This window comes from Solibacillus kalamii (genome assembly GCF_002174535.1).
Classification (GTDB): Bacteria; Bacillota; Bacilli; order Bacillales_A; family Planococcaceae; genus Solibacillus; species Solibacillus silvestris.
Map to the genome: position 1 here is coordinate 81062 of NZ_NHNT01000013.1, position 19677 is coordinate 100738.

Genomic DNA, 19677 nt, shown 5'->3' on the forward strand with positions numbered 1-19677 from the left:
TAAATTTAGAGGCGCGAGATATACTACCCGTTAATGCGGGACAAAATGCGAGACCCACAAACGGGCCTCGCATTTTTTAGTTTTTCTTTACAAATTCCGATTTCAGCTTCATTGCACCGAAACCGTCAATTTTACAATCAATATTGTGGTCGCCTTCTACAAGTCGAATGTTTTTAACACGTGTTCCGATTTTTAATGTAGAGGAGCTTCCCTTTACTTTTAAATCCTTAACAACTGTTACGGTATCCCCATCAGCTAACAGATTACCGTTTGCATCGCGCACGACTAATCCTTCTTCCACTGTTTCCTCCGATTGAGACCATTCATGTGCACATTCCGGGCACACATAATTCTGACCATCTTCATACGTATACTCAGACCCGCATTCCGGGCATTTCGGTAATTGTTCCATTTTTATATACCCCCCTGTCTATCATCCCCTCTATACTCGCACAGATCCTTATTTTAAACAAGGTTATACAAGTAAATGGCTCTAAACACGAACATTCCTATTTCCTTAGTGACAAAAATCTATAAATTTTCTATAGGTTCTTCTCTTTTATGTTTATTAGAAAAATAATTTCAAGAATTTTCACATATTTGTTCCGAAAGGGTATATTATCAATTTATATATTCTAATTTTAAAATTCAGGAGTGATTGCATTGACAGTAACGACAAAACGCGCATTTAACTTTAATGCTGGTCCATCGGCATTACCATTGGAAGTTTTACAAAAAGCACAGGCAGAACTAGTAGATTTTAAAGGTACGGGTATGTCTGTAATGGAATTAAGTCACCGTAGTGCTGAATTTGAAGGCGTACATAATGAAGCGATAGCAAATTTACGCGAGTTATATGATATCCCTGAAAACTATGAAGTACTATTTTTACAAGGTGGAGCAAGCCTACAATTTTCAATGATTCCAATGAACTTCTTAAAAGAAGGACAGCAGGCAAGTTATATCCAAACAGGGGCATGGTCAGAAAAAGCCTTTGCAGAAGCGAAGTTATTCGGGACACCTGTAGAGGCAGCAAGCTCAAAAAGCAATAACTACAAAAATATCCCGGCTCTATCGGAGATCCAAATCGATGAAGAGGCTGCATACCTTCACTTAACATCAAACAATACAATTTTTGGTACTCAATGGAAAACGTTCCCGACTACTGGGGATCTTCCATTAATTGCAGACATGTCTTCTGATATTTTATCGAAGAAAATTGATGTATCAAATTTTGCCATGATTTATGCGGGCGCACAGAAAAACCTAGGCCCTTCAGGTGTAACAGTAGTCATCATCCGCAAAGAGTTTCTTGAAAAAGCAAATTCAAATATCCCGACAATGTTGAAATACGCAACACATTCTAAAAATAACTCGCTGTACAATACCCCTCCTACTTTCGGAATTTATATGTTAGGTGAAGTATTGAAATGGGTGAAAGCTGAAGGTGGCTTAGAAGCAATCGAGCAGCGTAATAAAGAAAAGGCGAAGTATATTTATGATGTGATCGACAATTCCAATGGTTTCTACTACGGGCATGCAACTGAAGATTCTCGTTCATTGATGAACATTACGTTCCGTGTAGGAGATGAAGAGCTGGAGAAGAAATTCCTTGCTGAAGCAAAAACAGCCGGGTTTGTCGGTTTGAATGGTCACCGTTCTGTAGGAGGCTGCCGCGCATCTACTTACAACGCGGTCCCACTTGAAACATGCAAAGCCCTAGCTGATTTCATGGTGAAATTTCAGCAGGATAATCAATAACAAATAAAGCCAAACAATCCTTCCCATAATTAAAGGCCGTTCAAATTTACGCTGAGTAAAATTGAACGGCCTTATTTTTATATCTGTCTTGTAGACGTTATTCTCCGTTACGGAGGACGCTTTTCTTCGGACCGGGGCCAAACACCTGTTGGTCACAAAATGTGAGCCACAGGATGGAACCGAGGTAGCTTAAATCGTCGGCTTGTAGAATGAGCGGTTATCTAACGGGAATAGACGCTCTGTAAATTCACCAGGTTTTGTTTTATCAAGGGCACGAGTCAGCATATTCATCTTCGCATCAATATTATCAATATAATGTAAAATTTCCGCTTCTTGAATCATAGGCTTTTTCGGGCTGCCCCACTCTTCTTTACCGTGATGTGACAATACTAAATGCTTAAGCAGCATCACTTCTTCTCCTTCGATTTTCAGCTCATTGGCAGCTTGACCAATTTCATTGACCATAATGGATATATGACCAAGCAGGTTGCCTTCCACCGTATACATTGTACCTACTGGACCGCTCAGCTCAATCACCTTACCGATATCATGTAAAATAACCCCAGCATACAGTAAATCACGGTTTAATGTAGGATATAGATCACAAATCGCCTCACTTAATTTAAGCATCGATACAACATGGTCAAGTAAGCCTGATGCATAGTCATGGTGATTTTTAGTTGCTGCAGGGTAAATCAGTATTTGGTCTTGATATTTTTTTGTAAGATTGCGTGTAATACGCGAGATATTCGGATTTTGAATTTGAAAGAAGTACTGTGTCAGCTCTTCAAATAATTGTTCCTTTGGTACCGCAGACGTCGGCAAAAGATCGCTGATTTGAACGCCTTCCTCTTCACGTGCAGGTCGGATTTGTTTCACACGCAGTTGGTTTTTCCCACGGTAGTCGTGAATCTCTCCCCCAACTTTTACAATCACCTGTGCACGGTATAAATTTTCATGTTCCTCGTTTGTATCCCATAGCTTGGCTTCAATATCGCCGCTACGATCCTGTAAAATTAGTGACATAAAAGGCTTGCCGACAGTCGTTACACCTTTTTTTGCTTCTTTAATCAATAAATATTGGTCCACTTGTTCACCAGGTTGGAGTTTTGTAATTCCATTCACAAGTAATCGCCCCTTTATAACTCTATTACAATTTATTGTAACATGTATATGCGTTATTTACCGTTTAAAAGACTATCAATTGCGACTCCCGCTAACGAATGCTAAATTTTTTCGCAAAATAGCGTTTAACAAAATAAAGATTCGGGTAAATATTGAAGGATTAAAATGTTCATGAACCGTTCATAAACTGCAAATATTTCTCGAATTATGTTAGCTGCTTCGTGAATTATCGGAAAATTTCTAGTATAATTATATTATCTTGCTTATAAAGGGTGGTTTAAATGGAGAATTATCGTTTTACTGCATTTGAAAAAACTGGGGAAACATTATTTGATGAAGTGTGGAATTTCGCAAACGATGACGCTGCAAAAATCGAAGGTCAAAAGCAAATCGAAGAAAAAGGTATTGCTGAAAAAACTCACCGACTAGTAAATTCATCTGGTAAATTAATTTTATTCCACGTTTAAAAACGTACATAAAGTGTAACTTCCATCAGTGCGGCGGGGTCCTTCCTCTGCCGCTGTGCTATCTAGAAAAATAAATTACTCCCCGTTAATTTGGGGTAAATGAGAAGGTGCCCTGAAATTCAGGGCACCTCTTTTTTATACTAAACGTTTTATTGCCCCATATAGTTCTTCATTTGTTGGCACTTGCAAATACATGCGCAACCGAACGATACGATTCAATTCCTTTTCGATCATAGCTCTAGCATAGGCAACACGATCCTCTGTTGCATACATCTTCCGAAACTCTTCCTGCATATTATACATCTCATTAAAGTCGCTTAACACTAGTTGAAGCTCTTTTTCATTCAACAAATATTGCTCTACTAAATTGATAAGCTCCTCATTAAAAATTTCCAGCATTTTAACCGCATCATCTTTTATAAATAGATCAAGTACTTTTTTGACAAGAGTTGTCGTCAATATACTCCCTATAATAAGACCGACGATCCCGCCTATTAAACTGATGACCGTTGTACTAACATTCGGAATCGATAAGCCGATTCCTCCGCCAACGATTAAACCAATAATACTTCCTGCAACACTTGCAGCCGTTTTGGAAATATTTTTAAATAGTTGTGCCGGAGACATCTGATTTTTAATCGCGCGGATAATATCAACGCTCGACATAACACCTGTTACGATGGCGCCTGTTACAACATTTGCATTTAGTAATGTGATGGCTTTTTTAGCGATTACAGAGCTGTACATCGCCTTTTTCGTCGCCGTACTAGCCATCCTCTTCACTACTGCTTTGGCACCGTTTTTCTTTACTGCACTAGCAATACCTTCATCCAGCTCTATATGGTCCACAATGTTCAGGTTATCGATTTGCTTTTCAATTATTTCTTCAGCAAACGGTTCTCCTATTACTGTTAGACCTGTCAGAACTGCATTTTCAACTGCGGTACTTCGTTCTGCGCCATTCCATTTACTTTGGGCGAAAGAAATTGCGGTACTCATTCCGATTATTTCTTTCTTAAAATCGATACAACCTCTTTCATCAATTACTAGATTGTGGATATTACCAGCATCTAATATATGACGGACTTGCTCATATGTGAAAGCACCTTGTTTAATAATATCGCTATTATTAAAATGTGCATGTATTTCATGATATTGCTCAAAAGGCACTTCCAAATAATTACTCTGTTCCTGATCTAGCTGTTTTAGTTCAATTTCGCAAATTGCAATCGCATCATTTATATTGGGACAATACACATTGTGCACAATTTGTCGCCGGTTATTTGATAGCCAAATTTGGTCCATGAAGGTACCTCCATTTTTCGTCTTTCACTATCATATAAGCATTCGGTAATGTTGTACAGTAAATATTTTATAGCCCAATAAAAAAGGAGGAGCCAGCGATGTTTCACTAGGTTCCTCCGACATGTATCTATTTTCCTTCAAATTGCGGCATTCTCTTTCCGACAAACGCCTGAATTCCTTCTAAATGGTCCTGTGTTTGGCGCATTTTCACTTGTCCTGCTGATTCGCCTTCCAAAACTTTCTCTAAAAGAGGCAAATTCGAATTATGCAAAATCTGCTTTGTTTCAATCATCGCCAAAATCGGTGATGCCAGCAGCTTGCCTACAAGTTGGTCCACTGTTACAGATGCCTGACCATCTTCCACGTTATAATCAATGAGTCCTAATGCTAACGCTTCATTCCCGTTTAACACTTTTCCTTCCCATATCATTTGCTTCGCTTTTGGTGTCCCTAGACGTTCCTTCATAAAGAAGTGTCCAGCACCGTCCGGAACCAAACCGATTCCAATAAAGTTCATCGCTAGTTTACTCGATTGCTCCGCAACAATGATATCGCTTCCTAGTGCCAGGCTGAAGCCTAAACCAGCTGCAGCACCATGAATTTGTGCAATCGTAATCATCGGAAGTGTATAGTAAGCCTTCACTAAACGTGAAATGTCTTCCATAATCGTTCCAAAATCAGAAAAGTCGTCTGATGAAACCATCATCTTTACATCGCCACCCGCTGAGAAGACTCTCCCTTCTCCTCTAATGATAAGAATTTGAACATCCTTTTCATTATGTAGCGCTTCAAAGCAAACCGCCAGCTCGCGCATCATCGTAAAATCCATTGCATTCATAGCATTCGGGCGATTTAATGTTAATGTTGCTTTTCGCTCCGCAATTTCCAAGTTTATTGTTTCAAAGTTCAATTGTATACACCCCTTATTTATGAATAATCATTCATTTCGACAAATACCTGCATATCTCCTTTATTTTTCATACTTCTATCGCTTTGGCTTTGTTCGGTTCAGGCTTTAAAGTGCCTAAATATTTACCGACCTTCAATCCTGTAAATAAGCAACCGCCTAAAAATGTCCCTTCCAATGAACGGTAACCATGTACGCCGCCCCCGCCAAAGCCACTGACTTCCCCTGCTGCAAAGAGGCCTTGAACAGGGTTTCCCTCATCATTTAGTACTTGCCCGTTTAAGTTGGTTTGTAATCCTCCTAACGTTTTCCGTGTAAGGATATTTAAACGTACCGCAATTAACGGCCCGGCTTTCGGGTCCAAGATTTTGTGAGGCGAGGCAGCACGAATCAATTTATCCCCTATATAATTTCTCGCCCCATGCAATGCATTAATTTGTGCATCTTTTGAAAAGGGATTGTCGATTTCACGGTCGCGCGCCAAGATTTGCTCTTTAATGTGCATAAAATCAAGCATGTCATTGCCTGCCAGTTTGTTCATACCATCGACTAAATCTTTTAAACTTTCTGCAATGACAAAGTCTTCCCCGTTTTCTTTGAATGCCTGAACAGCTTTAGGCGGCCCAGGTAAAACACGCTTCAGCACGTCCTTTATACTTTTATTTGTCAAATCCATATTTTGCTCAGAACCGGATAATGCAAATTCTTTTTCGATTATTTTTTCCGTCAAAATAAACCAGGAATAATCATATCCGGTTTTTTGGATTGCTTCGAGTGTGCTGAGTGTATCAAAGCCAGGAAAGTTTGGAGCTTTAAACCGGTCTCCTCTTGCATCAAACCACATCGATGACGGTCCAGGCAATATACGTATTCCATGGTTTTTCCATATCGGATCCCAGTTCTTCAGGCCTTCCGTATAATGCCACATACGGTCTCGATTGACGATTCGCCCGCCTGCTCGCTCGGTAATTTCGAGCATTTTCCCATCAACAAATGCAGGTACGCCAGACACCATATTTTCTGGTGGCAATCCTAGTCGTGATGGCCAATTTTCTTTGACAAGTTCTAAATTTGCTCCGATTCCACCGCTAGCCACTACGACTGCATCTGCCGTATATTCAAATGTGCCAATGACTTCTCTGGAACTTTCTTCCCCGCGGCGAATGATACAGTTTTCTAAAATATTACCTTGAATACCAGTTACCGCACCATCCTCCGTCATTAAATCCGTTACTTGGTGGCGCGGCAAATAATCGATGAACCCGCTTTCCGATGCTTGTAATACTTTACTCGCAAAAGCTTCTACAATTGCAGGCCCAGTACCCCAAACGATATGAAACCGTGGAACCGAATTCCCATGACCGCCTGCTAAAGCACCCCCACGCTCCGCCCAGCCGACAACCGGGAAAAATTGAATGCCCTGTGATTTTAGCCATTGATATTTTTCTCCCGCTGCAAAATCTACATAGGCCTTTGCCCATTCATATGCCCAGTAATCCTCATCCTCTAATCGGTCGAATCCAGCAGAGCCGCGCCAATCTTGCCATGCGAGTTCCTTACTGTCTTTTATACCCAACCGTCTCTGTTCAGGAGTATCTACTAAAAATAGTCCCCCAAATGACCAAAATGCCTGACCCCCGATTGAATTTTCGGGCTCCTGATCAACAAGCAATACCTTTTTTTGCGCATCTATAAGCTGACAAACTGCAGTTAACCCTGCCAGCCCTGCTCCGATAACAATTGCATCATAATGCATTTCTACTCCCCCTTTGTCAGTGCACCTGTTATACAATTTCGTGTTATTTTTTATTTCCCCTTCTAATAATTTTTCTTTAAAGCATCGAAAATTTAAATTAAGGCAAAATTTTAGCGAAATAGTAAAACCGTTATTTTCCGATGAATCCGCTGAATCATAATTTTTCTGTAAATTCAAACAAATCCCTTCAAATCAATATCGTTAGCGCTTTCATACTTTTTGCCATTTACGAACATTAAAATCAATAACTTGGAATATAGTTCGTAAAATAACCACATATTAGCTGATTAATTCACTAATTATTTATTAATTTTGAAAATTTCGTTGACAAAGATGAACAATCGGGTTTATGATGTTATCAAATTTAAAAACGACAAACTATTGTGATAGAGACATACTGTTTAGTTTTGTATAGCAAAGAGAGCTGGTGGTCGGTGTGAACCAGTGTATACACTAAATACGTTCCACTCTTGAATAGAATAGCCGAAAACCACAAGTAAGTTATTCCGTCCCATGCACGTTACGCATATTGATAAGGTTGTATGACTATTTTTTCTGTTAGTCGGCAACGAATAAGGGTGGTACCGCGATTTGTTTATTGAATGCCTTTCGCCCCTTACGTTATTCGTAAGGGACGGAAGGCTTTTTTTGTATATATTTTTAAAAATAATAGTGAATTTTAAGGAGAGATTATTATGACAGCGACACAATTAATCGAAAAGGCGACAAAAACAATTAATGTATTTATTGCAGATCCATTAAGTGATGACGGTATTTTTCCGCTTCGTCAAGAAACAGAATTAGATTTAAATATCATTGTTGATACAGGGTTAGCACCTGAACAATTAATTGCTCGTATTGCGGATGTGGATGTATTACTTGTCCGCTCTCAAACAACGGTTACACGCGAAGTCATTGAAGCAGCGAAAAACCTGAAATTAATCGGGCGTGCCGGTGTCGGTGTTGATAACATCGATTTAAATGCCGCAACAGAGCACGGAATTATTGTTGTAAACGCTCCAGACGGGAACACGAACTCTGCGGCTGAGCATACAATTGCAATGATGACATCTCTTGCCCGCTTTATACCACAAGCATTCAACACATTAAAAAATGGGAAATGGGATCGTAAGTCTTATGTTGGGGTTGAACTTAAAAACAAAACATTAGGTGTTATCGGAATGGGCCGTATCGGTGCCGAAGTGGCTTACCGTGCAAAAGGTCAACGTATGGACGTAATCGCCTATGACCCATTTTTAACTGAAGAGCGTGCAAAAGAATTAGGTATTACAAAAGGTACTGTCGACGAAGTATGTGCAGCAGCAGACTTTGTAACGGTTCATACACCACTTTTACCTGAAACACGTAACATCATTAACAAAGAACGTTTTGCCATTATGAAAGACGGTGTACGTATTATCAACTGTGCTCGCGGCGGAATCATTAACGAAGATGATCTATACGATGCGATTGTTGAAGGCAAAGTAGCAGGTGCCGCACTTGATGTATTCGTACAAGAGCCTGCAACAGACCATAAACTATTAACTTTGCCACAGGTGATTGCAACACCTCACTTAGGTGCATCTACAGTAGAAGCACAAGAATCAGTAGCAGTCGATGTATCAAATGATATTATTAAATTCTTTAAAACAGGTACTGTAACAAACCCAGTAAACATGCCATCTATTCCGAAAGAAAAGCTTGCTGAAGTAGAGCCGTTCTTCGCATTAGCTGAAAAGCTTGGTAAGTTTTTAATTCAAGTTACTGAAGAAAGCATCAGACAATTAAATATTTCTTATGCTGGTGAAGTTGCAAACTTTGATGTACGTCCATTAACGGCAAATGCCATTAAAGGACTGCTTTCAACGAACCACGGTTCTCACGTAAATGACGTAAACGCACGATACTTGGCTGAGCGTATCGGCATTCAAATTAATGAACATAAAACAACAACTGCTAAAGGCTTCACAAATTTAATCACGGTTGAAATCGTAACAGAAACAGAAACACATACAGTAGCTGGTACGTTATTAAATGGTCTTGGTGCCCGCATCGTTAAAGTAGAAGGCTTCGTAGTTGATGTCATTCCAAACGGCAACCTGCTTTACATTAAAAACCAAGATAAGCCGGGTTCAATCGGCCGTGTTGCTACTAAGTTGGCTGAAAAAGATATTAATATCGCAACAATGCAAGTAGGTCGCGATCAAATCGGCGGCTCTGCAGTCATGATGCTTGTCGTTGATAACGAAGTAACAACAGAAGATTTAATTTTTGTAGCACAACTTGAAAATATCGATGAAGTAAAAGCCATTACACTTTAATTATTCCCGCTACTGATGAACGGAAATTTCGTTCATCAGTAGTTTTTTTGTTTTAACATATTTTCAATTCGCATACATAAGTTTAAAGGACGATTTTATCTCTTATTATTTGAAACTTCGATCGGATAAAATCTTACATAAAACTTGGCGAAAGTGAAGAACCCTACCCGATTCCCATCAACAGTTCACTCTATTCGCTCACTTTTAACTAAAAGGAGAGTTTAGTTGAGAAAAATACTTTATTTCTTATTAATTGTTATCTGTATCGTTGGTGTTTCTCTAGTAAATAACGAGCGTGTCCATGCAGCAGCCCCTTCTGCCACAATTAAAATCACAACAAAAGAGACCGAAGTATTCGATGAAACGTTACAAAAAAAATTGATTACTCTGTCAAAAGCAACGCCCGTTATCGTACTTTCAGAAGCGGATGGATGGACTGAAATCCAATACAAAACGGTGATCGGCTATATTCCAAGTGAATATTTAAAGTCTGCATCCCCTCAATATATGCTCGTACAAGCGAAAGAAGAGCCACTTGTGCGTGTGACGAATAAACTACAGAGCGAAATTAAAGGAAAACTCCATTTAAATACAATTGTAGAGCTTTACGGGTCTGCAACAGCCGACTTTGTTTTCGTAAAATACGGAAAGCTTGCCGGCTTTGTAAATCAGCAGGCTCTTGTAAAACCTGTTTCAAAAGCAATGATCGTCAAAAGTTCAGCCGATTTAGTTGTAAGGGAAATCGCTAGTTCTTCAAGTCAGGAAATCGGGGTGTTACGTAAAAACAGCCCTGTTACAATGCTCACAAATTTAAAAGGCTGGGCATTTGTCACAACGGATAAATTATCAGGCTATGTGCTGACAAATGGACTGATTACACCGCCTGTTGAAAAAGAAAAACCGGTAAAACCAGTCACTCCTAAACCGGCAACCGATAAGAAAATCGCCTTAACCTTTGATGATGGACCCCATCCAAAAGTGACAAAACAAATTTTAAAAACTTTGGAGAAATACGATGCAAAGGCAACATTTTTTGTTGTGGGGCAAGAGGTGAAGGAACATCCTGAAATTTTAAAAGCGGTCTATAACGCAGGCCATGAAATTGGCAATCATACATTTAATCATGAAAAACTGACAACATTGCAACCAGAGGATATAAAGCAGCAAATCCAGTCAACCGATGCAATTATTAAATCGACTATCGGTCAACGGGCAACCGTCTTCCGCCCGCCATATGGGAGCTATGACGAAACGATTACTGACCAATTAAATGTTCCAAATGTACTGTGGACAATTGATACACTTGACTGGAAGCATCGTGAGCCGAAAAAAACGGTACTTGCAGTAAAAGAAGGTGCAAAAAATGGCAGTATCGTATTAATGCATGATATTCACCAGACGACTGCCGATGCATTGGATGAGATTCTCGCTACACTCCAAAAACAAGGCTATGAATTTGTGACCGTCTCCGAACTGTTAGGGAAATAAATAAAAGGACCTGGTGAATGTTTCAACAGGTCCCTAACTTATTGATATTCTTTTAATTGTAAAAAGCTTAAGTGCTCATTTATTAGAATGGAGTCAGCTTCAAAAAGTGGCAATGTGACAAGGTCCGTGCTTTGCGCTACCCCTAATGCTGCAATCCCAACAAAAAATAAGACACCAACTGCAATAAATGCAGACAGTATACGGTGTACTCTTTGCATCTCAGGATTGGCCTGTTTTCTGTTTTTGCTGCGTACAAGGCTGAAAAATCGGTTTTTGTTTTCAGGTAAATGAAGCACATGTTCACATGCCAAACAAATGTATGCTGTATGATGGTCAATCGTCACCCGATTGATCTGAACTAAGTTGTTTGTGCGGCCGCAGCTTTCACAGCGACAAGTATTATTATTTACCATAAAAAAACCTCTTTCATCCCTTTCATACACTTATTATAGCATGAATTTTTAGAAAATTCATTCATTTAATACAAAAGACGCACTTAATTAAAGTGCGTCTGCTAGTTTATAATGTTTTCACTAACTGTAAAAACTCTGTAAGTGAAGTTACTTCATATGTCGGGACAATATCCGGATTGTGCGGCTTACTTTCGCGGTTAATCCAAACATTGCGCATACCGACACGCGACGAGCCTAAAATATCGGTCATTAAATTATCGCCGACCATTATAGCTTCATCTTTAGTAACCTGTGCTTTTTCCATTACAAATTCAAAAATAGAAGCATCCGGTTTCCCCTTACCAAAATCACCTGAAATAATGATATGGTCAAAATAAGGTACAATCTCCGGCGTAATCTCCAACTTTAAATTTTGTAAGCTCGGTGCACCGTTCGTTAATAAAACAAGCTCGTATTTCCCTTTTAATTCATCCAATACTGCAAACGTATCGTCATAGAAAAACGGTGCTTTTTTACGTTCCTCTACGAAACGCTCCCCTAGCTCTGCGCCTAATGCTGCATCTTCAATTCCGACTGCCGCTAAACCTTTTGTCCAAGCCTCAGCCCGATACGCAGGCACAATTTCTTTCATCTGCTGAAATTGTGGTGTCGGATCATCAAACGTCCCCCAAAGACCTTCAAATGGGTTAATACCGATTAAGACTGTGTAGTCATATGTAGGGTAACTTTCATAAAGACTGCGTGCCGCTGATCTAATCGCCTCTTCCAATTGCTGAGAGTTGACGTTTGTCTTAGTCGCAGCATAGTCACATGTTTTTTCAAATGCCGTTTTTACCGAAAGTTGATCGAATAATAATGTATCATCCAAATCGAAAATAATTGTTTTGATAGCCATTGTTACGCTCCTAAAATTAATATATGTACCCATATATTTTACCATACTAAAGCGTACAATTTCCGATACTTTTTGACTTTTCAAACTTTTTGAGGATAATTTCAATTTAGAATGAGAAGAACTTTTATTCCTTATTTCGTAATTGCTGCAACAGATTATTGACACGCTGTTTTTGGTTTGCCGTTTCTTCTCTCAATAATTCAATCTTATAGTCAAAACCATCGTCCTGAATACTTACAATATCGCCTTCTTTTAGCTCTGATGGAATTTCAGCATGATGGATCAGGAGCTGCTCCGTTTCGTTTGAGCGTTTTAAAAAGATCGCGTATTCCCCATCAAATCGGTCTAGCGTGTATTTATTGTAGTTCACTTACAACTTCCCCTTTCGCATTGACTAATTGAGCTGCATCACCGCTGTTTAACCATATTTGTCTTTTCGACCATTCAAGTGTGGAAGCACCTGGTTTTGCATTGGGCCCACTCGTAATCGAAAGCTTTTTCCCTGGCGCTAAATTAATAGCCGGAAAGTTAAATATTTGATTCCCTTCAACAGATATCAATTCCCAGCCTTCCAAATTAGCTGCCTCGCTACTATTATTCTGAATCACAACAATTTCTTCATGCACATCTTTGCTTATCAGCTCCACTTTACCGTTGCTTGTCGAAGCTTTTAACGGTGCCGAATTCGTCGCACCTACACCTGTCCACTGCTGTGCATCTATTTCATATGTTACCCCATCTGTTGTGATCACAATCGTTCCTGCTTCTGCAGTACTATAAATTTCACTATTTACATGTTGCAATATATCGATTACTTCCGCATGCGGATGACCGTATTTATTGTCCTGGCCATAGCTTAATATTGTAGCTAGTGGACTCACCGCTTCTACGAATTCAGGCGAACTGCTCGTATTCGACCCATGATGCCCTGCTTTTAAAATGCTTGCCTGTACATCCGTTCCTTTCCGTAAAAGTTCCTGCTCTACTCCATGGTCGGCATCTCCCATTAATAAAAACGAAATATTCTGGTATTCCGCCCGCAGTACAATAGAAGCGTCATTATTATCAGAAGCTGCTTCATCAGCAGCAAGTACTTCTATAGTGAGATTATCTTCAAGCTGAATTTCATCGCCTGCTTTAGGGATTGTAAACCGTATATTTTTCGCTTGAATCAGGCTTAGCATTTCTTCATATGTTTGAGACGTATGTACTTTTCCGGAATCGATAAATTCCTTAATCGAGATAGAATTCAGCACCGGAATCAGCCCGCCGATATGATCGGCATCCGGGTGTGTAGCGACTACATAATCCAATCGTTTGACTCCTTGTGCTTTTAAATAGGCTACAACTTCTTTACCTGCACCCTTTACACCTCCGTCAATCAGCATCGTCTTACCGTTTGGCGCTTCGATGAAAATGGAATCGCCCTGCCCTACATCAATAAAGTGGACGGCCATTTCTTTTAGCGGTTCTTTGTATATTTCTTCGGTTGTTTCTGTACATCCAGCTACGAATAGTAATGTGAACATTAACAGTCCTATTATTTTTTTCATTGCTACAAATCCTTTTCAATTACTCTCTTACTAGTTTACACAAGTTGATCTAAATATAAAAATCTCTCCTTCACAGAAAAAAGCAGAGACATAACCAAAAGTGCCATTTTTCTCCGGGAGAAAAATGGCACTTTTTCGCTGTGCGTAAAAATTGATTTCCATTCCGGGACGCTTTCCGCGGGCGTGGCCTGAGCCTGTAGCCTCAGGCGTCACGCTATTCCCGCAGGAAGCTTGCTTGTAGCGAAAGGCGTAGCCGTCAGCTACACTCGCCCTCTATTCCCAATCAATTTTATTAAATATCCGTTTATTACTAAGCGTTTTCAATCAAATTTTAAATTCTATATTATTCTCTGTTAAATGATGGTCAACGATTAAGAATAAAGCTCATCTAAAATGGCGATTTTCTTCGCGATTGATTCTTCAAATGTCAGGATATACGCTGCTGGATCTTTCGGATTATGGAACTGTGTAATTTTGCCGGTCGTTGGATGCACGAACTTTGAAGAAGCCCCGCAGCCAATACCTAAAATTGTTTGCACTTCTTCCATAATGACAATATTGTAGATCGATTCTTCTTCCGGTTTACAATAGCCGACGTTTTCCAAGTTTCCTAAAATATTTTTCTGGCGGTACAAGTAATATGGAACATAGCCGTTTTCAGCTGTCCAGTCTGTTGCCATCTGCATCATTTCCCCTACTGTATCACGGTCCGCTACTTTATATTTATCTTTGTTTCGCGTCATTTCTGATGCTCGCTTAAAGCTAAGTGTATGCACCGTTAAACTTTCAGGCTGCATTTTTGCCGATTCCGCTAATGAATGCTCGAATTCTTCGATACCTTCGTTGGGCAAGCCGATAATCAAATCCATATTGATATTATTCATACCGGAATTGCGTGATAGCCAAAACTTCTCGACTGTTTCTTCTACAGTATGGTGGCGTCCGATTGCTTTCAATGTTTCTTGTGTATAACTTTGCGGATTTACAGAAATGCGGTCAATGCCCCATTTTTTCAGCACTTCTATTTTTTCCGGTGTAATTGTATCCGGTCGCCCTGCTTCTACAGTAATTTCTCGAATGGACTCTGGATTCGGGAAAGCATCGAACATTGTTTTATATAATGCATCCATTTCATGTGCCTCTATTGAAGTCGGTGTTCCCCCGCCCCAGTAAATCGAAGTAATGCGCATATTCTTTTCCGTCAGCCATTTGCCCATTTCACGCAATTCGATATGCAGGCCATCGATAAATTTTTCTACACGACCCGCCTTACGATTTGATTGGATCGCATAGGCCGGGAATGTACAATAAGCACACATTGTCGGGCAAAACGGAACCCCAATATAAATAGAAATTTCCTTTCCAAGCTCGTCCAAATCCGGAATAACCGTAAGTTGACGCTCAACAATTGCCTTCATCAATGCGATTTTCTGATCTGAAATACGGTAGTCCTCTTTCAGTACAGCGGCAATCTGCTCATCGTTCATACCTTCTTTGCGATATTTATGATAAAGCTTAGTCGGACGTACCCCTGTTAAAATACCCCACTGCTGAGTCATACCGGAATATTGTTCAAGTACATCAAGCATGACATGTGACAGTGCCCGCTTCATGCGAATGTTTTGCTCTTTTTCCGTACCTTCTGTCGAATACTTAATCGAATAGTCGCTTGTATATTCCTGGCCCTCGACGTTAAGCTTGGCAAATGTGGAAATCGTAAAATTTTCATCGATAGACTTGTTAAACTCAATCGACATATCCGAACCGTCCTGCCCGATTTGAATAACGGAATCCTCGTAAAATAAATTGGCTATATGATTAAGAACACGTGTCCAGTCTTCTTTGAACTGCTCATTAATATGAATCGTTTTCATGTTATTCTCTACCTTCTTATGATATTAAATATAAAATCTATCTCATTGTAACAAATATTAAGGTAGAAGAAAAAAAACATGTTTATTGTTAGTAAATTTAATTGGGATATTGCCCTCATTATCCTCAAAATAAAAAGGAGCCACACATAGTGTGACCCCAGAATCTTATAGTCCGTCGTACATTGCTTGGATTGGCTGTGTGATAATACGGTTAATTTCTTGAATTACTGCACTTAAAGCCATCTCCGCTTCAAGCATTGCTATAATTTTAGCGTTTTGCTGAGCTAACTGTGCTGTTTTTTGTAAAAATACATACTCTTCTTCTGTAATTTCTTCACCAGCATTTTGTTTGTCCTGCATCTTTAATTGAACATCGCGGAAGTTTGTGAATAATACTTTAGCTTCTTCGTCTGCACGTACAGTTTCCACTGCGTTCTTTAAATTTTGAAACTCATCAGTCTTGCGGAATGTTGCTTCAAGTTTATTAATATCTTCATAAATATTAATCATGTAATATTCCTACTTTCTCTTTTTAGTTCGTCAAAAAGACGATTAACGCTTGAATGATCCCGACAAGACCACCAATAATGCCGCCCAGCCATGTGATTAATTTCAGCTCTTTACTAATAATACCTAGTACAAGCTCTTCTAATTTGGCAATCGGGAAAGTATCTACTTGCTCTCGAACAACTTCCGCTAAATTCAGTCGCTTCAGTACGTCTTCGATTTTTCCTTCTGCTGCAATAAATGTTTTATCCATCATTTTAGGGAGCAGATCATTTGTAGCCCAGTCTTTTCCTTGTGGCCAATAGTCATTAATCGTTTTATCCAGGCGTGCCTCCAATGCAAGTGCATTTTTTGCATAGCTTTGGATACTCGTCTCAATCGTATCAAAGTTTACGTCATTCATAAAGTCCATTGCCGGGCGATTTTTAATTTTTTCCCATTCTGTTGTGAAAATCCGATGCAAAAGCGCAGCGGTTCCTGGAGCTTTTAAAAACTTTATAAGTTCACGCTGCACTTTATCTACAAGTGATGTGGAGTCTCCTAAAAACATCTGGATCATGCCGCCAAATGAACCTTTTGTCGACAAGAAGTCATCCAGCATATTTTTGATTGTCATCGTACCTTCCGGCGACAGAAAATAATCTTCACCCTTTTGCAAAATCTGTACGACTGCCTCATCGATTTTCTGGTCCAATACAGGCTCCAAATCATTCGGTAATAGTTCACGAATGGCTTTTGTAGATAACGTATTTTTTACTTTATGGAACTGCACGTGAATAAGTTCATCCACTTTCCCTTCCACTGTTTGCGGTAATTGTGTGAATCCTGCCAAACGAATCCAGTCATTAATCGTTTTTTCATTTGTAAATATTTCTTGCGTCACTTTATTTTGCGCAAAGGTTAATACATTTTCACGTATTTCCTTTGATAAAAATTTCTTCTTAATTGTTTCAGGTGTCAGTAAATATTCCGAAACGGTTTTCCCTAACTGAATAGCCAAATCCTCTCGGCGTTTTGGGATCAGCCCCGGTGTTAATGGCAGCTTCCATTTTTTAAAGTAGATTGGCTTATAAGGTCTAAACAGCATTTTGATTGCCATATAGTTCGTCGCTGCACCAACGACAGCCCCTACAACACCCAGCAGGAATATTAGCGAAATAAATTCTCCCATTTTGCTCACTCTTTCTTCATCATGTCTATGTTCTATTATTAATTTCAAAAAAGAAAAATTGCAACAATGTACTACTTTCTTGTACGATAAAAATGGGAGGGAAGTTTCATGATTCAACATTTTAGCTATAAGCCATTATTTGAAAACAGTCAAATTCCGGGGTGGTCCATCCGCTTTTTCTATGAGCAGAAACGTTATGTAGCTGAATATTATAAAGACGGAAGCATCAAATTCTTTGGGGAAAGCCCTGCTGAAGAACAGAAAGAACAGCTTGAGAAAATGATTCACGAGTTAATGCTCTTTCACGTTTATGAATAAATAAAAAGAAATGGGAGCAATCGAATTTTCGATGCTCCCATTTTTATGCGCGTTTCGAGTTAATCATAATTTAATAGCTGGCTGCAGGAAATTATTGCTGGCGTTTGCTAATTTTTCTGCCTATTAAATTATCATTATCTACCATTTCACAGTATCATAAATCTATTGTAATTTCAATTTTCCATCAATTTACGCTCATCTACGCTCATCTACGCTCATCTACTAATTATTTATTTCTTCAATATTAAAATTCAATTATCGAGTGGCTATTCCAATTTCACTCCAATATTTTTTTCCTCAAATTTCAAATTGGAAAATTGTTTTTTTCACATAAATATTTTATGATTGTAGTATTAAAATTTTTTTAGGAGGTGTACTCTTTATTTGCCACGCTCATTTGCGCCGCAGATAGGGAATATAGTTGGACGTAGACATAGGAATCGAACTAACCATTAGGTTGATAGCATTTGCTATCTTAATTGCCGCTACGGCATTTTTCGTTGCAACTGAGTTTGCAATAGTTAAAGTAAGAACGACAAAAATTGATCAGCTCGTTGCAGAAGGAAATAAATCTGCAATCCGGGCAAAAAAAGTAATTTCAAACCTTGATGAGTATTTATCTGCTTGTCAGCTCGGAATTACAATTACGGCATTAGGACTCGGATGGCTCGGAGAACCGACTTTCGAAATTATTCTTCATCCAATATTTGAGTTCTTTAACTTAAGCGGTAATGTCACAACTGTTCTTTCATTTATTGTTGCCTTCTCACTCGTAACGTTCATACACGTTGTCGTAGGGGAATTAGCACCAAAAACTCTCGCTATTCAGAAAGCAGAAGCCGTAACATTAAATCTATCTGGATTTTTAATTCTGTTCCATAACATCATGTACCCATTCATCCGTGCTTTAAACGGATCGGCACGTGGATTAACTGGGCTTTTCGGCTTAAAAATGATTTCTGAATCTGAAGAAGCACACTCTGAAGAAGAGCTTCGCATGATTTTATCAGACAGCTTTAAAGGTGGGGAAATTAATCACTCTGAATACGAATATGTTAATAGTATTTTTGAGTTTTCTGATCGAATAGCGAAGGAGATAATGGTACCTCGAACTGAAATTATCAGTATTGAAAGAGGTCAAACGATTCGCGAAGTATTTGAAGTAATGGGCATTGAACAATATACACGTTATCCGGTTACAGATGGTGACAAAGACCATGTCATTGGCCTTGTTAACATGAAGCATTTATTAACAGCTTATATTAAAGATGCTGCAAATGGCGATAAGCTTGTTGATGATTATATGCAACCGGTTATTCGGGTAATCGAAACAATTCCTGTCAGTGATTTATTATTAAAAATTCAAAATGAACGTATTCACCTCGCAATTTTAATGGATGAATATGGCGGTACTTCCGGTTTAGTAACAATTGAAGATATTATCGAGGAAATTATCGGTGATATTCAAGATGAATTCGATGAAGATGAAATTCCGGAAATTCAGGAAATCGCTGAAGACCACTACATCTTTGACTCTAAAATGTTATTGCAGGAAATGAATGATATTTTAGGTACAACAATTGAAGATGAAGATATCGATACAATCGGCGGATGGTTCATGACTCAACGCTTTGATGTTCAAGAAGGCGATATAATTGAATCAGAAGGTTATCAGTTCAAAGTAACAGAACTGGACGGTCACCACATTTTGTATATTGAAGTAACAAAACTTCCACCGTCTGAAACGACAGACGAGGAAATTCTATAATTGATACAAAAAACCACACTTTTTCCTACTGGAGAAAAAGTGTGGTTT

The 19677-nt window shown here is 39.0% G+C and carries 18 protein-coding genes; 6 read left to right on the plus strand and 12 right to left on the minus strand.

The window, feature by feature from the left end; all coding sequences use genetic code 11:
• Positions 1–76: 76 nt before the first annotated feature.
• Positions 77–412: a zinc ribbon domain-containing protein YjdM gene (locus CBM15_RS16370; RefSeq protein WP_008406469.1), complete on the minus strand. Its 336-nt coding sequence runs from the start codon at positions 410–412 to the stop codon at positions 77–79.
• Positions 413–663: 251 nt separating this feature from the next.
• Between CBM15_RS16370 and serC the strand changes: the two genes are divergently transcribed.
• Positions 664–1761, plus strand: coding sequence for a 3-phosphoserine/phosphohydroxythreonine transaminase (gene serC, locus CBM15_RS16375; RefSeq protein ID WP_087618322.1), 1098 nt, complete (start codon positions 664–666; stop codon positions 1759–1761).
• A gap of 189 nt (positions 1762–1950) precedes the next feature.
• On the opposite strand, the gene yhaM is transcribed toward serC, so the two are convergent.
• On the minus strand, positions 1951–2886 hold the full coding sequence (yhaM, locus tag CBM15_RS16380; protein WP_008406472.1) for a 3'-5' exoribonuclease YhaM: 936 nt from the start codon (positions 2884–2886) through the stop codon (positions 1951–1953).
• A 281-nt stretch (positions 2887–3167) separates the two neighbouring features.
• Between yhaM and CBM15_RS16385 the strand changes: the two genes are divergently transcribed.
• Complete coding sequence (locus CBM15_RS16385) at positions 3168–3353, plus strand: YhzD family protein (RefSeq protein ID WP_008406474.1); 186 nt, start codon at positions 3168–3170, stop codon at positions 3351–3353.
• A gap of 135 nt (positions 3354–3488) precedes the next feature.
• Here the strand turns inward: CBM15_RS16385 and CBM15_RS16390 are convergent, their stop codons facing one another.
• The 3 genes from CBM15_RS16390 to CBM15_RS16400 all read right to left on the minus strand — a co-directional run bounded on the left by CBM15_RS16390 (position 3489) and on the right by CBM15_RS16400 (position 7321).
• Positions 3489–4658: a hypothetical protein gene (locus CBM15_RS16390; RefSeq protein ID WP_087618323.1), complete on the minus strand. Its 1170-nt coding sequence runs from the start codon at positions 4656–4658 to the stop codon at positions 3489–3491.
• Between the two features lie 127 nt (positions 4659–4785).
• Positions 4786–5568 (minus strand): enoyl-CoA hydratase, encoded by a 783-nt coding sequence (locus CBM15_RS16395; protein ID WP_087618324.1) that lies wholly within the window; start codon positions 5566–5568, stop codon positions 4786–4788.
• Positions 5569–5635: 67 nt separating this feature from the next.
• Positions 5636–7321 (minus strand): FAD-binding dehydrogenase, encoded by a 1686-nt coding sequence (locus CBM15_RS16400; RefSeq protein WP_087618325.1) that lies wholly within the window; start codon positions 7319–7321, stop codon positions 5636–5638.
• A gap of 695 nt (positions 7322–8016) precedes the next feature.
• On the opposite strand from CBM15_RS16400, the gene serA reads away from it, so the two are divergent.
• Together serA and CBM15_RS16410 are read left to right on the plus strand one after the other, a co-directional pair.
• Positions 8017–9642, plus strand: coding sequence for a phosphoglycerate dehydrogenase (serA, locus tag CBM15_RS16405; RefSeq protein ID WP_087618326.1), 1626 nt, complete (start codon positions 8017–8019; stop codon positions 9640–9642).
• Positions 9643–9867: 225 nt separating this feature from the next.
• Complete coding sequence (locus CBM15_RS16410; protein ID WP_087618327.1) at positions 9868–11130, plus strand: polysaccharide deacetylase family protein; 1263 nt, start codon at positions 9868–9870, stop codon at positions 11128–11130.
• A gap of 38 nt (positions 11131–11168) precedes the next feature.
• On the opposite strand, the gene CBM15_RS16415 is transcribed toward CBM15_RS16410, so the two are convergent.
• From CBM15_RS16415 to CBM15_RS16445, 7 genes are all read right to left on the minus strand, one after another.
• Positions 11169–11543 carry a DNA polymerase III subunit delta gene (locus CBM15_RS16415; protein WP_087618328.1) on the minus strand — a complete coding sequence of 125 codons (375 nt, stop codon included), beginning with the start codon at positions 11541–11543 and terminating at the stop codon, positions 11169–11171.
• Between the two features lie 106 nt (positions 11544–11649).
• A complete protein-coding gene (locus CBM15_RS16420) occupies positions 11650–12438 on the minus strand; it encodes an HAD family hydrolase (RefSeq protein ID WP_087618329.1) in 789 nt (262 codons plus the stop codon).
• Between the two features lie 124 nt (positions 12439–12562).
• A complete protein-coding gene (locus CBM15_RS16425) occupies positions 12563–12808 on the minus strand; it encodes a DUF3006 domain-containing protein (protein ID WP_008406484.1) in 246 nt (81 codons plus the stop codon).
• On the minus strand, positions 12795–13991 hold the full coding sequence (locus CBM15_RS16430; RefSeq protein ID WP_087618330.1) for an MBL fold metallo-hydrolase: 1197 nt from the start codon (positions 13989–13991) through the stop codon (positions 12795–12797). Before CBM15_RS16430 ends, CBM15_RS16425 begins: the two co-directional genes overlap by 14 nt.
• A gap of 371 nt (positions 13992–14362) precedes the next feature.
• Positions 14363–15865: a coproporphyrinogen III oxidase gene (locus CBM15_RS16435; RefSeq protein WP_087618331.1), complete on the minus strand. Its 1503-nt coding sequence runs from the start codon at positions 15863–15865 to the stop codon at positions 14363–14365.
• Positions 15866–16030: 165 nt separating this feature from the next.
• Positions 16031–16375, minus strand: coding sequence for a YlbF/YmcA family competence regulator (locus tag CBM15_RS16440; protein ID WP_065216702.1), 345 nt, complete (start codon positions 16373–16375; stop codon positions 16031–16033).
• A gap of 22 nt (positions 16376–16397) precedes the next feature.
• Positions 16398–17543 (minus strand): DUF445 family protein, encoded by a 1146-nt coding sequence (locus CBM15_RS16445; RefSeq protein ID WP_087618332.1) that lies wholly within the window; start codon positions 17541–17543, stop codon positions 16398–16400.
• Positions 17544–17651: 108 nt separating this feature from the next.
• Here CBM15_RS16445 and CBM15_RS16450 point away from each other — a divergent pair, with 108 nt between their 5' ends.
• Positions 17652–17861, plus strand: a complete 210-nt coding sequence (locus CBM15_RS16450; RefSeq protein WP_008406488.1) for a YheE family protein — start codon at positions 17652–17654, stop codon at positions 17859–17861.
• 457 nt (positions 17862–18318) lie between these two features.
• A complete protein-coding gene (locus tag CBM15_RS16455; protein WP_173364530.1) occupies positions 18319–19629 on the plus strand; it encodes a hemolysin family protein in 1311 nt (436 codons plus the stop codon).
• The last annotated feature ends 48 nt before the right edge of the window (positions 19630–19677 follow it).

Coding starts and splice junctions, on each gene's coding strand:
- CBM15_RS16370 (WP_008406469.1), bottom strand. CDS start 412: ATGGAACAATTACCGAAATGCCCGGAATGCGGGTCTGAGTATACGTAT.
- CBM15_RS16385 (WP_008406474.1), top strand. CDS start 3,168: ATGGAGAATTATCGTTTTACTGCATTTGAAAAAACTGGGGAAACATTA.
- CBM15_RS16390 (WP_087618323.1), bottom strand. CDS start 4,658: ATGGACCAAATTTGGCTATCAAATAACCGGCGACAAATTGTGCACAAT.
- CBM15_RS16400 (WP_087618325.1), bottom strand. CDS start 7,321: ATGCATTATGATGCAATTGTTATCGGAGCAGGGCTGGCAGGGTTAACT.
- serA (WP_087618326.1), top strand. CDS start 8,017: ATGACAGCGACACAATTAATCGAAAAGGCGACAAAAACAATTAATGTA.
- CBM15_RS16415 (WP_087618328.1), bottom strand. CDS start 11,543: ATGGTAAATAATAATACTTGTCGCTGTGAAAGCTGCGGCCGCACAAAC.
- CBM15_RS16420 (WP_087618329.1), bottom strand. CDS start 12,438: ATGGCTATCAAAACAATTATTTTCGATTTGGATGATACATTATTATTC.
- CBM15_RS16430 (WP_087618330.1), bottom strand. CDS start 13,991: ATGAAAAAAATAATAGGACTGTTAATGTTCACATTACTATTCGTAGCT.
- CBM15_RS16435 (WP_087618331.1), bottom strand. CDS start 15,865: ATGAAAACGATTCATATTAATGAGCAGTTCAAAGAAGACTGGACACGT.
- CBM15_RS16440 (WP_065216702.1), bottom strand. CDS start 16,375: ATGATTAATATTTATGAAGATATTAATAAACTTGAAGCAACATTCCGC.
- CBM15_RS16445 (WP_087618332.1), bottom strand. CDS start 17,543: ATGGGAGAATTTATTTCGCTAATATTCCTGCTGGGTGTTGTAGGGGCT.
- CBM15_RS16450 (WP_008406488.1), top strand. CDS start 17,652: ATGATTCAACATTTTAGCTATAAGCCATTATTTGAAAACAGTCAAATT.